The following is a 14920-nucleotide window of genomic DNA, read 5'->3' on the forward strand; positions in this document are numbered from 1 at the left end:
CCCCCGCGGGGGGGCCCGCCGCAGACCCGGTCCGACCCACCTGTGCCCGGCGGCCGTCCGTCACAGGGCGACGTGATGGGTAGGCCCGAACCCTCTGCCCTCGGCCTGCTCCCCCGGCTGGACGGACCCGCACACCACCGTGGGGTGGGCGCCTGCCTGGGGCGCCGGGCCGTGACCGGCGTAGGCGATGCCGGTGCCGGCCAGCAGACCGGCCACGGTCCCTGCCCCGACGACGGCCAGCAACCGGGTACGCACGCGCGTGTTCATGTCGATCCTCCTGTGCCGGGCCCCCGCCCCGTCCGGACGACCGGGCTGTGAGTGCTGGTTCCCACGCTGCCCCCCGGGCGCGTCCGACGGAATACGACGTTCTTCGTAGTACGCGGATGCGCGTATGGCGCGCCCGCACGGACCGGGCCTACGCTGGGGACAACGTCGCAGGAGGCCCGCATGGGCGAGAAGAGCATCACCGGTCACGACATCTCCCTGCTGCGTGACATCCTCGCCCTGGGCCGGGCCGGCGCACCCGGCTCCACCGCCACGGGGCCACCTTCCAGCTGCTCGAGCGGCTGGACCGGCTGCTGGGCAGCGACTGGTCCTCCTTCGGCGACATGACGGTGGCGTTCGGCCGACGGTTCTCCCGCTCCCACCTGCAGCTCGTCGAGCAGGGCGAGCGGGAGCTCCTGCTCGCTCCCCAGGTCGCCCAGCTCGACGCGCTGGGCGGCTCGGACGTCATGGAGCAGTACTGGTGGCAGCTGGACTGCAGCCTCGTCGACCGCACGGGCCTGGCCTGCGTCACCTCGACCCGGACCTTCTTCACCGCCGGGGAGTGGGCCAACCACCCCGTGGCGGCCGAGTACCCGTGCGTCGACGAGATCTTGCTCGCCTATCCGCTCCCGGGAGGACGGTCACTGCGGCTGCGCACCGGTCGGGACTCCGGGCAGCCCTACGGGGAGCGCGAGCTCACGCTGACGCAGCTGCTCCTGCCCCACCTGCGGCCGTTGCTGCAGGCGACGCTGGCCGATCACGCGGACACCTCCCGGCCCGCGGAGCCGCACGACCTGACCGTGCGGCAGCGGGCGATCCTGCAGCTGGTCGCCCTCGGCATGCCCAACCGGACGGTCGGGCGACGGCTCGGCATCTCCGAGGGAACCGTCCGCAAGCACCTGGAGAACGCCTACGAGCGCATCGGTGCCCAGAGCCGCACCGAGGCCGTCCTCTGGCTCCGCGAGCACCAGGACGTGGCGACCGGCTGACCGCCGGCCGGGTCAGGAGCTGGCGCCGCCCTCCACGAACGGCGGCTTCTTCACCTCGGCCTCGACCGCGCGGCCACGCACGTCGATGGTCACGGCCGTGCCCTCCTCGACGCCGCGGTCGAGCAGCGCCAGCGCGACACCCTGCTTGAGCGTCGGGGAGAAGGTGCCGGAGGTGACCTCGCCGACCTGGTTGCCGTCGGCGTCGAGCACCGACTGCCCCGCGCGCGGGATGCCGCGCCCGGTGACCAGCAGCCCGTTGGACAGGCGGCCCTCCTTGGCCTCGCGCTGGGCCGAGAGGGCCTCCTTGCCCCAGAACGAGTTCTTCTTCCAGCCGACCGCCCACCCGGTGCGGGCCATGACAGGGGTGATGTCGAGGGAGAGCTCGTTGCCGTGCAGCGCGTAGCCCATCTCGGTGCGCAGGGTGTCGCGCGAGCCGAGGCCGCAGGGCAGCCCGTCGAAGGGCTGCATCGCCTCGACGACCGCGTCCCAGACCGCCGGGGCGTCCTCCACCCGGCACACCAGCTCGTAGCCCTTCTCCCCCGTGTACCCGGTCCGGCACACCGAGAGCGGGTGGCCCTGCCACTGCGTGTCCACGAAGCTCATGTACTCGTGGCCGGTGGGCAGCCCCATCGCCTCGACCACCTCGTCGGCCCGCGGGCCCTGCACGGCGAGGATCGCGTGCTGGCCGTGGACGTTCTGCACCGTCACGCCCTCGGGGGCGGCCTCGGTCAGCCGGCGCACCACCTCGGCGTTGTTGGCCGCGTTGGGGATGAGGAAGACGTCGTCGTCCCCGCGCAGGTAGGCGATGAGGTCGTCCACGACGCCGCCGCTCTCGTCGCAGCACATCGTGTACTGCGCCTTGCCCGCCTGGATCCGCTCCAGGTCGTTGGTCAGGCAGGAGTTGAGGAAGTCCTTGGCGCCCGGGCCGGTCACCGTGGCGGTGCCCAGGTGCGAGACGTCGAAGACGCCGACGCGCTCGCGCACGGCCGTGTGCTCGGCGACGACCCCGCCACCGGGGTACTCGATCGGCATCGACCAGCCGCCGAAGTCCGCCATCTTGGCCCCCAGCGCCACGTGCTTGTCGTGCAGCGGGGAGGTCTTCGTCGTGGAGTCGCTCATGTCCGCCACCCTAGCCACCCCGCGCGTGACATACCCTCGTGGGCGGTAACCATCACGGCACGTGAACACAGACAAAGGACGTCGTACATGCCCGACCGCAGCCCGACCACACTTCTGCTCACCGACCAGGCCCCCAGTGCGGTGGAGGCCGACGCCCTGGTCGTGGGCGCCCGGAAGAACGACGACAAGCAGGTCACCCTCGTCGCCGACCACGGCCTCGACGCGGAGACGGCCGCCCACCTGGAGGAGGCGCTCGCGGCCGTGGGGGCCGAGGCCTCGGCCGAGGAGGCCACCCGGCTCGCGGGCGTCCCGGGCGTCGCGGCCCGTCTCGTGGTCGTCGTCGGTATGCCGTCCGGCGGCGTCCTCACGCGCACCGAGCAGCTGCGCCGCGCGGCGGGCGTGGGCGCCCGTGCGCTGGCCGGCCGGTCCCGGGCCGTCTTCGCTCTCGGCCAGTCCGGCACCGACGAGGCGACCGCCGTCGCGCAGGGCGCGGCCCTCGGCGCGTACACCTTCGAGGAGCACCACGGCGTCGGGAAGGCCGACTCGGCCAGGGCGCCCCTCGGCGAGGCCGTCGTCCCCGGCGTCCCCGCCGACGAGGCCGAGGCCGGCACGGCCGCCGCGACGGCCGTGGTGGACGCCGTCCGCTTCGCCCGCGACCTCGTCAACACCCCGCCCAACGTGCTCTACCCCGAGTCCTTCGCCGACACCGTCACCGGCCGCCTGGGTGACACGGTCACCGCCGAGGTCTGGGACCCCGAGCGGCTGGAGCAGGAGCGCTGCGGTGGCATCCTCGGCGTGGGCCAGGGCTCGGCCCGCGGCCCGCGCCTGGTCACCCTGACCTACGCGCCCGAGGGTGCGACCAAGCACCTGGCCCTGGTGGGCAAGGGCATCACCTTCGACTCCGGCGGCCTGTGCATCAAGCCCGGCGCCTCGATGGTCACGATGAAGATGGACATGGCCGGTGCCGCCGCCTGCGCCGCGGCCGTCCTGGCCGTCGCCGAGCTCGGCCTGCCGGTGCGGGTGACCGCATACCTGTGCCTCGCCGAGAACATGACCGGCGACCTGGCCCAGCGCCCCGGCGACGTCGTCACCATGCGCGACGGGCGCACCGTCGAGATCATCAACACCGACGCCGAGGGCCGCCTGGTCATGGCCGACGGGCTGGCGCTGGCGACCGAGCAGGGCCCGGACGCCATCGTCGACGTCGCGACCCTGACCGGTGCGTGCATCATCGCGCTGGGCGACCGGACCATGGGCGTCATGGGCAACGACGACGAGCTGCGCGAGACCGTCACCCGCCTGGCCAACGCGGCCGGTGACACCGCCTGGCCGCTGCCGCTGCCCGAGGAGATCCGCCCGACGCTCGACACGCCGGTCGCCGACCTCAAGCACACCGGTGAGCGGTCCGCCGGGGCGAGCGTCGCGGCGACGTTCCTCAAGGAGTTCGTCGGCACGCGCGGCGAGGGCGAGGGCGCGAGCCAGATCCCGTGGGCGCACCTGGACATCGCCGGCCCGGCGTTCAACGAGAAGGCGGCGTGGGGCTACAGCCCCAAGGGCGCGACCGGCGCCGCGGTCCGCACGCTGGTGGAGCTGGCGCGGAGCTACTCCGGCTGACGCGCCACCCGCGCGTGCACGTCTCACTCACCTGAGTGGCGCGTGCGCCCCATACTCGGCCGGCGCGTGCACGTCTCACTCACCTGAGTGGCGCGTGCACGCCGGACATGCACGAGGGGCACCTCCCGATCGGGAGGTGCCCCTCGCGTCCGCGACGGACGGCGTCCGTCAGCCGCTCTTGCGGCGGAACATCTGCTGGGTCCCGGAGGTCTTGGCTCCGCGCTCCCTGCCGACCTTGCCGTGCTCGGAGTGGTCCGAGACGTCGGTGCCGCCATGGGCCCGCTTCTTCGCCAGCGCCTCTCGGAACTTGGCCTTGACGTCGTCCGTGACCGGAGAGTCGTTCACGGCCACCTCCTTTCTCCCGGGGACAGGGTCGGTGCCACTGTGACACGGCGCCGTCCCGCCTGTCACCAGGTTTGCGGCGGCGTGGCTACCCGCACCGGCCCCCCGGCGGCCGGGATGGCAGGATTGCCGCCATGCCTGCGGAAGAGTTCGACATCGTCATCCTGGGTGCCGGCAGCGGAGGCTACGCCTGCGCGCTGCGCGCCGCACAGCTCGGCAAGCGCGTGGCGCTGGTGGAGAAGGACAAGCTGGGCGGGACCTGCCTGCACTGGGGGTGCATCCCGACGAAGGCGATGCTGCACACCGCCGAGGTCGCCGACAGCGTCCGGGACGGGGCACGGTATGGCGTGAGCGCAGCGCTCGAGGGGATCGACATGGCCGCCGTGCACAGCTACAAGGACGGTGTCGTCGGCCGGCTGCACAAGGGGCTGCAGGGTCTGGTCAAGGCTGCCGACGGGATCACCTACGTCGAGGGCAAGGGCCGGCTGACGTCGGCGACCACGGTCACCGTCGGTGACCGTGAGCTCACCGGGCAGCACGTCGTGCTGGCGACCGGCTCCTACGCCCGCACGCTGCCCGGCGTCGAGGTCGGCGGCCGCATCATGACCAGCGAGCAGGCGCTGCAGGTCGACCACGTGCCCGACCGCGTCATCGTCCTCGGGGGCGGGGTCATCGGTGTGGAGTTCGCCTCCGTCTTCCGCAGCTTCGGGGCCGAGGTGACCGTGGTCGAGGCGCTCGAGCGGCTGGTCGCCGTGGAGGACCCGGCGGTCTCCAAGGCCCTGGAGCGCGGCTTCCGCAAGCGCAAGATCGCGGTGCGCACCGGGGCGAAGGTGGCCTCCGCCACGCAGGACGACGCCGGGGTGCGCGTCGAGCTCGAGGGCGGCGACGTGCTCGAGGCCGACCTGCTGCTCGTCGCCGTCGGACGCGGGCCGCGCACCCAGGACCTGGGTTACGAGCAGGTCGGCGTCACCCTCGACCGCGGCTACGTCCCCACCGACGAGCGGCTGCGCACCAACGTCGAGGGCGTCCGCGCGGTCGGCGACCTGGTGCCCGGCCCGCAGCTGGCCCACCGGGGCTTCGCCCACGGGATCTTCGTGGCCGAGGACATCGCCGGGCTCGAGCCCACGCCGGTCGACGACACCCTGGTGCCCAAGGTGACCTACTGCGACCCCGAGATCGCCACCGTCGGCCTCACCGAGGAGCAGGCGCGGGAGAAGCACGGGGAAGGTGTGTCCGTCTACGAGTACAACCTCGGCGGCAACGGCAAGTCCCAGATCCTGGGCACCGCCGGCTTCATCAAGCTCGTGCGCTCGGCACCCGACGGCCCGGTCGTCGGCGTGCACATGGTCGGCGCCCGGATGGGCGAGCAGGTCGGCGAGGCCCAGCTCATCGTCGGCTGGGAGGCGCTGCCGGAGGACGTGGCGCAGTTCGTCCACGCCCACCCCACCCAGAACGAGGCCCTCGGCGAGGCGCACCTGGCGCTGGCGGGCAAGCCGCTGCACGCCCACGCCTGACCTGACCTCGCGGCAATCCACTGCGTAGACTTCCAACCCCCGGACGAGGAGAGACAACAGATGTCGGAACGTGTATCGATGCCGGCCCTCGGTGAGTCCGTCACCGAAGGGACCGTGACCCGCTGGCTCAAGAACGTCGGCGACAGCGTGGAGGTCGACGAGCCACTGCTGGAGGTGTCGACCGACAAGGTCGACACCGAGATCCCCTCCCCGGTGGCCGGCACGCTGCTGGAGATCCTCGCCCAGGAGGACGACACGGTCGAGGTCGGTGCCGACCTGGCCGTCGTCGGTGACTCCTCCGAGTCCTCCGGCGGTGACGGCGGCTCCGACGACGAGTCCGGGTCGCAGGAGCAGGCCGAGGAGCCGCAGGCCCAGGAGGAGCCCGCCGACGAGCAGGCCGAGGAGCCGCAGGCCCAAGAGGAACCCGCCGAGGAGCCGCAGGCCGAGCAGCAGTCCTCTGGGTCCGGCGGGTCCGGCGGGTCCGGTGGCGGCGAGGTCAGCGGCGGCGAGACCGTGACCATGCCCGCGCTGGGTGAGTCGGTGACCGAGGGCACCGTGACGCGCTGGCTGAAGTCCGAGGGTGACACGGTCGAGGTCGACGAGCCCCTCCTGGAGGTCTCCACCGACAAGGTCGACACCGAGATCCCCTCCCCCGTCGCCGGTGTCCTGACCAAGATCCTGGTCGGCGAGGACGACGTGGTCGAGGTCGGGGGCGAGCTGGCGATCATCGGTGGCGAGTCCTCCGGCGGCGGCTCTGCCGACGCCCAGGAGGAGCCCGCCTCCGAGTCGGAGCAGGAGTCCACGCCGGAGCCCGAGCCGGAGTCCCAGGCGCCCACCGAGGAGCCCGAGACCCACGACTCCGAGACCGACGACGGCGGCAGCGACGACCTTGCCGAGGAGCAGCGCACGCACCAGGTCGCCGCCGAGGAGTCGGCCTCCAAGGGTGGCTCCGGTGACGTCAAGGAGCCCGAGGAGGCCGTCGGTGTCGGCACCACCTCGCCGGAGACCGGGTCCTCCTCCCACAAGGACGTCTCGGAGGCCGTGCCGGCCGAGGGCGGCCAGGACGTCTCGGCCTACGTGACCCCGCTCGTGCGCAAGCTCGCGGCGCAGCACGGTGTCGACCTGGCCAGCCTCACTGGCACCGGGGTCGGCGGGCGCATCCGCAAGCAGGACGTGCTCGACGCCGCCAAGGCCAAGGAGGCCCCGGCAGCCGAGGCCGCGCCGGCGCAGCAGGAGGCCCCGGCCCAGGCCCAGGCACCGGCCGCGTCCACGCCGGCCGCGAGCGCTGAGTCGCAGGCCAAGCGCGGCACGACCGAGAAGATGTCGCGGCTGCGCAAGGTCATCGCCCAGCGGATGGTCGAGTCCCTGCAGACCAGCGCGCAGCTCACCACCGTCCTGGAGGTGGACGTCACCAAGGTGGCCCGCCTGCGCAAGCGCTCCAAGGACGAGTTCCTCCAGCGCGAGGGCACCAAGCTGTCGTTCCTGCCGTTCTTCGCGCAGGCGGCGATCGAGGCGCTCAAGGCCTACCCGATCGTCAACTCCAGCGTCGAGGACGACACGGTCGTCTACCACGGCTCCGAGAACCTCGGCGTCGCGGTCGACACCCCGCGCGGTCTGCTCGTGCCGGTCATCAAGGACGCCGGCGACCTCAACATCGCCGGGCTGGCCCGCAAGATCGCCGACCTGGCCGCGCGCACGCGCGACAACAAGGTCGGTCCGGACGAGCTGTCCGGCGCGACGTTCACGCTGACCAACACCGGTTCGCGCGGCGCGCTCTTCGACACGCCGATCATCAACCAGCCCAACGTGGCGATCCTCGGCACGGGCGCGGTCGTCAAGCGCCCGGTCGTGGTGACCGACGAGGACGGCGGGGAGACCATCGCGATCCGCGACATGGTCTACCTGGCGCTGAGCTACGACCACCGTGTGGTCGACGGCGCCGACGCCGCCCGCTTCCTCGTCGCCATGAAGGAGCGCCTGGAGGACGGCAACTTCGAGGTCTGAGACGCACCCGTCCGGGAGACGAGGGCGCGGCCCCAGGGATCGACATGGTCCCTGGGGTCGCGCCTTTCCCGCGCCGGCTGCCCCCACCCCGGCGCACGGCATACCGGGTGAGGCCTCGGGCGGAATGGGGCCCGAGCGCGGGGTGTTCTCCCGTCGTGACGTCGGAGCCCGTGCTGCCGCTGTTCGAACCCCCACCCCCGACCCCGCTGGACGATGCCGCCTGCCGGCTGCTGCAGGTCCGGTCCATCTACGCCGAGCCCGAGGCCCTGGCCACCCCGCGCGGGCAGCAGGTCCTCGGCCGCTTCCCCGACGCCCGCGTCGTGGAGGTGCCCTCGCACTGGCAGATCCCCGAGCTGCACGGCAACGAGGGCAACGTCGAGCGGTGGGTGCGGGTCAAGACCGAGACGCTCGTCCTGGGCGTGAAGAAGTCGCTGTCCGCCCGCCTCAACGGGCGCTCCTCCGACTTCATCGCCCCCTCCACCGCCAACGGCTGCGCCATGGCGTGCGCGTACTGCTACGTGCCGCGCCGCAAGGGCTACGCCAACCCGATCACGGTCTTCACCAACATCGAGCAGATCACCCGCTACCTGCGCGGCCACGTGGGCCGGCAGGGGATCAAGACCGAGCCGGACCAGGTCGACCCGGTCGCCTGGGTCTACGACATCGGCGAGAACAACGACTGCTCGGTCGACGCGCTCGTCAGCGACAACGTGGCCGACCTCGTCGCGACCTTCCGCACCCTGCCCACCGCCAAGGCCAGCTTCGCGACCAAGCTGGTCAACCGACAGCTGCTCGACCTCGACCCGCAGGGCCGCACCCGCATCCGGTTCTCGCTCATGCCCGAGCAGGACGCACGGGTGCTCGACCTGCGCACCAGCCCGGTCGGCGAGCGCATCGCCGCCATCGACGACTTCGTCGAGGCGGGGTATGAGGTGCACCTCAACTTCTCCCCCGTCGTGCTGCGCGAGGGGTGGGAGCTCGACTGGGCCGAGCTGCTGCGGCGGCTCGACGACGAGGTCGGCGCGCCCTTCAAGGCGCAGGCCGCGTGCGAGGTCATCATGCTGACGCACAACCGCGACCTGCACGAGGTGAACCTGGGCTGGCACCCGAAGGCGGAGGAGGTGCTCTGGACGCCTGCGCAGCAGCAGCCCAAGCGCTCGCAGAGCGGCATGTGGAACGTGCGCTACCGCAACGACGTCAAGCGCCAGGGCCTGACGCGGCTGCAGGAGCTGATCGGCGAGCACGCGCCCTGGCTGCGTGTGCGCTACGCCTTCTGACAGGTCGGATGCACCGCGAGGAGAGACGCGTGAGGACGGACGGTGACCGGGTCGACCGCGCGGAGCGGGTCGTCGCCGCCGGGCCAGGGGCGGTCTATGCGGCCCTTCTCGACCCCGTCGCGCTGGAGTCCTGGCTGCCCCCGGCCGGAGCGACCGGGAGAGTCACCGGCCTCGACGCGAGACCGGGCGGCGGCTTCCGGATGGAGCTGCGGTTCGCGGACCCCGTGGACCCCAAGACCACGGCGGACTCCGACGTCACCGTCGTCCACCTCGTCGCTCTGCGTCCCGACCGACTCGTCGAGCAGGCCGTCACCTTCGAGTCCTCGGACGCGCGGTTCGGCGGGACGATGCGGATGACGTGGCAGCTGCAGCCGGAGGTGGGCGGGACCCGAGTGACCGTCACGGCGCGCGACGTGCCGGCCGGCATCGGCCATGAGGAGCACGAGGCCGGCCTGGCCAGCTCGCTTGGCCAACCTCGCCGCCTACCTCGCGTCCTAGCCCGGCCCCCAGGACCACAGCCGCCACGGCTCCGCGTCGCCCTCCCGGGTCAGCACGAGGCGGACGTCGTCGGTGGTGGCCGGATGCTCGGCCACGGTGCCGCCGTCGGACCCGACGGCCCGCAGACCGTCACGCAGGACCAGCGCGTCGACCGTGAGCCGCGCGTCGTCCTGGCCGACCACCTCGGCAGCCTCGACCCTGAAGCGGACGTCGGGATAACGCACTCCCTGGTCCCGGGCGTCGGCGAGCGCGGCCGTCTCGGTGTCCAGGGCGGGTGACCCGTCGGCTACGACGCCGTCGAGCAGGGCCGGGTCACCGGTCCGCCACGCCTCCGCGCGTCCGTCCACCAGGCCCTGGAGGGCCGGGGCGAGGTCGACAGGCCCCTGCTCAGGCAGGGGCGACCGCGTCGGCGATGGCGGTGCCTCCGCGTCGGCCGCGGCTCCCGCGACCCCGGTGACCGCCTCGTCCTCGGTTGCCGACGGCGGGGCCATCGACGGCGGGGCCATCGACGGCGGGGGCGACGGGACGGCGGACGGGGACTCTCCGGAGCCCGCCCGGGCCAGGTCCAACACCCCGGGCCCGAGGCGGGTCCCGGCCACCACGGCGCCGAGCACGAGAACCACGGCGACCACCGCGGCGGCGAACAGGCGGGCCCGGTCGGGCGACGCAGCGCCCTCCCTCAGACGCTTCCGCCGGTGCGTGCCCGATCGGGCGGACCGCCCGGTCGGCGGGCGTCCCCGCGCGGCGGCGCCCGCGTCGGGCCGCGACCGCCGCCAGGGCGCCCGCCACCTCGGCCGCGACAGCTCCTGGCTCTCGGGCCCCAGGTCCTCGTGCGCCTGGCGTCGAAGGCGCTCGGTCAGGTCGTGGCCGGAATCGGCGTCCGGCGCCACCTCGACCGGCTCCGGCGTGGCCACCGCCAGCAGCCCGAGCGCGACCTCCTCGGCGTCGGGGCGGTCGCCGGGCTCGGGGGCGAGGCACTGGGTGACCAGGTCGGTCAGCCCGGCGGGTAGCCCCGGTGCGAGCTCCTCCAGGGTGCCGCGCGACCACGGCGGTCCCGGTGGCTCACCGGCCAGGCACAGCCAGGCGACCGCCCCCAGCTGGTAGACGTCGGACTCCTGCGTGGGCGAGAACCCCTCGACCACCTCCGGCGCGACCAGCCCTGACCTCACGCCGGTGCCCTGGGGGTCACCGGCCGGTGCCCCGGTGATCCGGGCGGCACCGAGGTCGGCCAGCAGCGGCATGCCGTCCCGCAGGAACAGCACGTTGCCGGTCGACAGGTCGCCGTGCACGACCCCCTGGGCGTGCAGGTCGGCGAGCGCCCCGGCGACCGGCTGGAGAGCCGTCACCAGCTCACCCGCCGACAGGATCCGCCGGCGGGTCAGCACCTGCCCCAGGGAGCCACCGCCGGCCAGCTGGGTGGCCAGGGCCACCGCGACCGGCCGGCCGGTCGCGGGGTCGGGCAGCGGAAGGACGTCGTAGAGCCGCACGACGTGCCGGTGCCGCACCCCGGCCAGCAGCCCGGCCTCCCGGAGACCCTCCGTCACGTCCCCACCAGCCGGCGTGAGCACCTTGAGGGCCACGACGAGCCCGTCGCCGAGGCGACGCGCACGCCATACCGTCGCGCTGGCCCCCTGCCCCAGCGGACCGAGCACCTCGTAACCCGGCACCTGCGGCGCGTGCTCCATACCCTCCATGCGTCCTCCCTCCGACGTGCTCCACCGTGCCAGCGACCGCCCACCGCCCGCAGAACTTGTCCACAGGCCCCGGCGTAGAGTGACCGTCATGCGTTTCGAGCACCTCGGCTTCGCCCCGGACTACGTCGACTACCTGCAGGCGTGGGACCACCAGCGCGAGGTGCACCGGCAGGTCGTGGCGGGCGAGCTGCCGGACACCGTGCTGCTGCTGGAGCACGCTGCGGTCTACACCGCGGGCAAGCGCACCGAGGCGCACGAGCGACCGCTGGACGGCACGCCGGTCATCGACGTCGACCGCGGCGGCAAGATCACCTGGCACGGGCCGGGGCAGCTGGTGGGCTACCCGATCGTGCGGCTCGGCCAGCCGGTCGACGTCGTCGGTCACGTCCGCCGGCTCGAGGACATGATGATGGGGGTATGCCGTGAGCTCGGCGTCCAGACCCGTCGCGTCGAGGGGCGCTCGGGGGTCTGGGTCGACGCCGACGAGCGCGGGCCGGAGCGCAAGATCGGCGCCATCGGCATCCGCGTGAGCCACGACGTGACGATGCACGGCTTCGCGCTCAACTGCGACAACGACCTGGGTTACGCCGACGTCGTCATCCCGTGCGGCATCACCGACGCCGGTGTCACGTCCCTGAGCAAGGAGCTCGACCGCGACGTGACCGTCGCCGAGGTGCTGCCGGTCGTGACCGCCCACCTGGAGCGGGTGCTGGAGGGCGCTGCCGCGCACTGACCCTCCTCCCGCAGGTGCCGCCCACCGTCGCGGTCGACCTGCCTGTGGACAACGGCTGCCCGCGCCGGCGGGGCACGGCTAGCGTCGCGCCCCATGGTGACGTGGAGCGATGTCGACGAGGCGGTCCTGCACGTGGGCGGCCGCCGGTCCGCCGGCAAGCAGCGGCCGATGGTGGTGTTCGTCGAGCTCACGGCTGCTCTCACCGCGGGTATGGTGCTGGGCTCGCTGGAGTCGCCGCCCGCGAGACCGGGCCTGTTCGTGGCGGTGTGGGCCGCGTTCACCCTCTACACCTTCGTCGTGTGCGCGTGCTGGGGCTACGGGCGGGTGACCGTCACCGACCGTGAGCTGCGCATGCGGACGTGCCGCGGTGAGACGTGCATCCCCCGGGGCGCCGTGGCCACGGCCGTCCACGTGGAGGCCCTCGCGCTGCCCACCTCGGTCGACGGCTACCTCATCCTGCTCGACGCCTGGGGCACCCCGCTGTGGCAGAGCCTGACCGGCTGCTGGACCGACGAGACGGTGGAGGCGCTGCTCGCCGTCGCCCCTGAGGTGGTCACGATGCCCGTCGCGTCACCGGCCCTGCTCGAGGCAGAGTGGCCAGGGGTCCTGCCCCGGAACTGGGCGGGGCACCCCCGCAGGTTCTGGACGATCGCCGCGGGCACGGCGGGGGTCCTGGCCGCCGGCATCGGGGTCGTCGCCCTGGTGAGCACGTGAGACACGCTGCAACAGATGGTGCACCTGCGACACAGACGCGGTGTTGACTTGGTGCGCAGGGTCCGGGCGAGCACGTCCGGGCGGACGAGGAGAAGCACGGATGGGTGTCGCCATGTCGGCGGACGAGGGGCTGGCGGTCGCCACCCGGGGGCTGCGCAAGACCTACCGGACGGTCAGAGGCCGGCGCGTCGCCGTGCACGGCCTCGACCTCGACGTGCCCGCAGGGGGCGTGCACGGCTTCCTCGGCCCCAACGGGTCGGGCAAGACGACCACGATCCGCATGCTGCTGGGCCTGACCCGCGCCGACGGCGGCACCATGCACCTCTTCGGCACCCCGGTCCCCCAGCGGCTGCCGGAGGTGGTCGGCCGTGTCGGCGCCATCGTGGAGTCGCCCAAGTTCTTCCCGACCTTCTCGGCCGAGCGCAACCTGACCCTGCTCGCCGACGCCATCGGCACCCCCCGCACGCGCGTGGGCGAGGTGCTCGACAGCGTGGGCCTGGGCGACCGCGGCAAGGACCACTTCCGGGCCTACAGCCTGGGCATGAAGCAGCGTCTGGCGATCGCCGCGACGCTGCTGAAGTCGCCCGACCTGCTCATCTTTGACGAGCCCACCAACGGCCTGGACCCGGCGGGCATCTCCGAGATCCGCCAGACCATGCGCCGCCTCGGCGACGAGGGCCGCACCGTGCTGGTCAGCAGCCACATCCTCTCCGAGATCGAGCAGATCGCCGACACCGTCTCCATCATCGGTCGCGGGCGGGTGCTGGCCCAGGGGTCGGTCGCCGGTCTCATCGGCGGGGGCGGCGAGACGGTCGAGGTGGGCGTGCGCCACCCCGGCGCGGCGATCAGGGTCCTGCGCGAAGCAGGGTTCACCGCGGAGTGGATGGCCCGCCCCACCGGCAGCGACGCGGCCGAGGGCCTGCGCCACCGCTACGAGAGCACCGAGGAGGCCGGCCTGCTCACCGTCACCGGCGCGGAGCCGGCGGAGATCTCCCGCCTGCTGGGACAGCAGGGCCTGTGGGTCGAGCGCCTCGTTCCTAGCCGGCGCGGCCTGGAGCAGATCTTCCTCGAGCTCACCCAGGGCGAGGGCCTGCCCGCCCCGACCGTCGACGCCGGCGCCGTGGGACAGCAGCCCGAGGCACCGCATACCCGCACCGACCGGGAGGAGGCCCGATGATCCGCCTGACCCGGGTCGAGCTGCGGCGCCTCGCCGCGCGCAGGATCGGCTGGTTCACCCTCTTCGGCGTCCTGGCCATCGTCCTGGTCACGCTGGCCGGGGTCTTCTTCCAGGCGCGCGACCTCGACCTGGCCCGCGCCGGCATGAACGAGGACTACGCCCAGGTCCTCGCCGACCACGAGCGCTTCGAGGCCCAGTGCCTGCAGGAGGAGGCGCTCGAGCGGCGCCGCACCGGTGACCCCGCGGTCGACTTCGGGTGCACCGACATGCAACCGCCGACGATCGAGGAGATGTACGGCACGATGCCCTCGCTGGCCGAGCAGTACGGCTTCCTGCTGCAGGGGCTGGTCTACCCCTTCGCCTTCCTCGCCCTGGTGATGGGCTCGACCGCCGTGGCCGCGGAGTTCTCCCACCGCACGATGGGCAGCTGGCTGACCTTCGAGCCGCGGCGCACCCCCGTGGTGGTCTCCAAGATCGTCGCGCCGGCGCTCGCGGCGCTGCCGGTGACCGTCGCCGGTCTGGCCCTCGTCCTGGTCGGCGTGCCGGCGGTCTTCCGCTGGTTCCGGCTCGACGACGGCGTCAGCGGGCAGGAGTGGGTCGACCTGGCGTGGACGGCGGTCCGGCTGGTCGTCGTCGCGATGGCCGCCGGGGCGCTCGGCGCTGGCGCCGCCTTCCTGGTGCGGCACAGCGGGGTCGTCGTCGGCGTCGTCGTGGGATACCTCGTGCTCGTCGAGGGGATGCTCGGTGGCGGGCTGTCCGCGGTCCAGCCCTACCTGCTCGGACGCAACATCAGCGCCTTCGTCCAGGACGGGACCACCTGGGAGACCTGGACCAACTGCACCGGCTTCGACGGCTGCGAGCCCGTCCGGCACAGCCTGTCCATGGCGCACGGGGCGACCGTGCTCGCAGCCCTTGTCGGCGTCGTGCTGCTCATCGCCTGGGCCCGCTTCCGCACGGCCGACATCGACTGACAGGTATGCG

13 protein-coding genes and 1 pseudogene are annotated in these 14920 nt (G+C 73.2%); 10 read left to right on the plus strand and 4 right to left on the minus strand.

The annotated features are described in order from the left end of the window. Nucleotides 1–60: 60 nt before the first annotated feature. A complete protein-coding gene (locus tag K330_RS0108690; protein WP_022921444.1) occupies nt 61–267 on the minus strand; it encodes a hypothetical protein in 207 nt (68 codons plus the stop codon). Between the two features lie 341 nt (nt 268–608). Here K330_RS0108690 and K330_RS0108695 point away from each other — a divergent pair, with 341 nt between their 5' ends. Continuing rightward, a complete protein-coding gene (locus tag K330_RS0108695; protein WP_022921445.1) occupies nt 609–1253 on the plus strand; it encodes a response regulator transcription factor in 645 nt (214 codons plus the stop codon). A gap of 12 nt (nt 1254–1265) precedes the next feature. On the opposite strand, the gene gcvT is transcribed toward K330_RS0108695, so the two are convergent. Further along, nucleotides 1266–2372: a glycine cleavage system aminomethyltransferase GcvT gene (gene gcvT / locus K330_RS0108700; RefSeq protein WP_022921446.1), complete on the minus strand. Its 1107-nt coding sequence runs from the start codon at nt 2370–2372 to the stop codon at nt 1266–1268. Between the two features lie 87 nt (nt 2373–2459). On the opposite strand from gcvT, the gene K330_RS0108705 reads away from it, so the two are divergent. Next, entirely contained in the window at nt 2460–3986 is a 1527-nt protein-coding gene (locus tag K330_RS0108705; RefSeq protein ID WP_022921447.1) for a leucyl aminopeptidase, read from the plus strand. A 168-nt stretch (nt 3987–4154) separates the two neighbouring features. On the opposite strand, the gene K330_RS23895 is transcribed toward K330_RS0108705, so the two are convergent. Then, on the minus strand, nt 4155–4331 hold the full coding sequence (locus tag K330_RS23895; RefSeq protein WP_022921448.1) for a DUF5302 domain-containing protein: 177 nt from the start codon (nt 4329–4331) through the stop codon (nt 4155–4157). Between the two features lie 131 nt (nt 4332–4462). Here K330_RS23895 and lpdA point away from each other — a divergent pair, with 131 nt between their 5' ends. From lpdA to K330_RS24670, 4 genes and pseudogenes are all read left to right on the plus strand, one after another. Then, the gene (gene lpdA, locus K330_RS0108715) at nt 4463–5842 is read left to right on the plus strand and encodes a dihydrolipoyl dehydrogenase (protein ID WP_022921449.1); all 1380 of its coding nucleotides are present in this window, start codon (nt 4463–4465) and stop codon (nt 5840–5842) included. A 60-nt stretch (nt 5843–5902) separates the two neighbouring features. Next, nucleotides 5903–7846: a 2-oxoglutarate dehydrogenase, E2 component, dihydrolipoamide succinyltransferase gene (gene sucB, locus K330_RS0108720; RefSeq protein ID WP_022921450.1), complete on the plus strand. Its 1944-nt coding sequence runs from the start codon at nt 5903–5905 to the stop codon at nt 7844–7846. 155 nt (nt 7847–8001) lie between these two features. Beyond that, nucleotides 8002–9123 (plus strand): spore photoproduct lyase family protein, encoded by a 1122-nt coding sequence (locus tag K330_RS0108725; protein ID WP_051145528.1) that lies wholly within the window; start codon nt 8002–8004, stop codon nt 9121–9123. A gap of 8 nt (nt 9124–9131) precedes the next feature. Next, nucleotides 9132–9581 (plus strand): annotated as a pseudogene (locus tag K330_RS24670) (SRPBCC domain-containing protein); the annotation flags it as partial. 36 nt (nt 9582–9617) lie between these two features. On the opposite strand, the gene K330_RS24040 reads toward K330_RS24670, so the two are convergent. Next, nucleotides 9618–11315 carry a serine/threonine-protein kinase gene (locus K330_RS24040; protein ID WP_202804511.1) on the minus strand — a complete coding sequence of 566 codons (1698 nt, stop codon included), beginning with the start codon at nt 11313–11315 and terminating at the stop codon, nt 9618–9620. A gap of 88 nt (nt 11316–11403) precedes the next feature. Between K330_RS24040 and lipB the strand changes: the two genes are divergently transcribed. The 4 genes from lipB to K330_RS0108750 all read left to right on the plus strand — a co-directional run bounded on the left by lipB (nt 11404) and on the right by K330_RS0108750 (nt 14910). Next, a complete protein-coding gene (lipB, locus tag K330_RS0108735; protein ID WP_022921453.1) occupies nt 11404–12048 on the plus strand; it encodes a lipoyl(octanoyl) transferase LipB in 645 nt (214 codons plus the stop codon). A 93-nt stretch (nt 12049–12141) separates the two neighbouring features. After that, the gene (locus tag K330_RS0108740) at nt 12142–12762 is read left to right on the plus strand and encodes a hypothetical protein (protein WP_022921454.1); all 621 of its coding nucleotides are present in this window, start codon (nt 12142–12144) and stop codon (nt 12760–12762) included. Between the two features lie 100 nt (nt 12763–12862). Next, nucleotides 12863–13939 (plus strand): ABC transporter ATP-binding protein, encoded by a 1077-nt coding sequence (locus K330_RS20210; RefSeq protein ID WP_022921455.1) that lies wholly within the window; start codon nt 12863–12865, stop codon nt 13937–13939. Further along, complete coding sequence (locus K330_RS0108750; RefSeq protein ID WP_022921456.1) at nt 13936–14910, plus strand: ABC transporter permease subunit; 975 nt, start codon at nt 13936–13938, stop codon at nt 14908–14910. Before K330_RS20210 ends, K330_RS0108750 begins: the two co-directional genes overlap by 4 nt. The last annotated feature ends 10 nt before the right edge of the window (nt 14911–14920 follow it).

Source organism: Ornithinimicrobium pekingense DSM 21552 (genome assembly GCF_000421185.1).
Taxonomy (GTDB): Bacteria; Actinomycetota; Actinomycetes; order Actinomycetales; family Dermatophilaceae; genus Ornithinicoccus; species Ornithinicoccus pekingensis.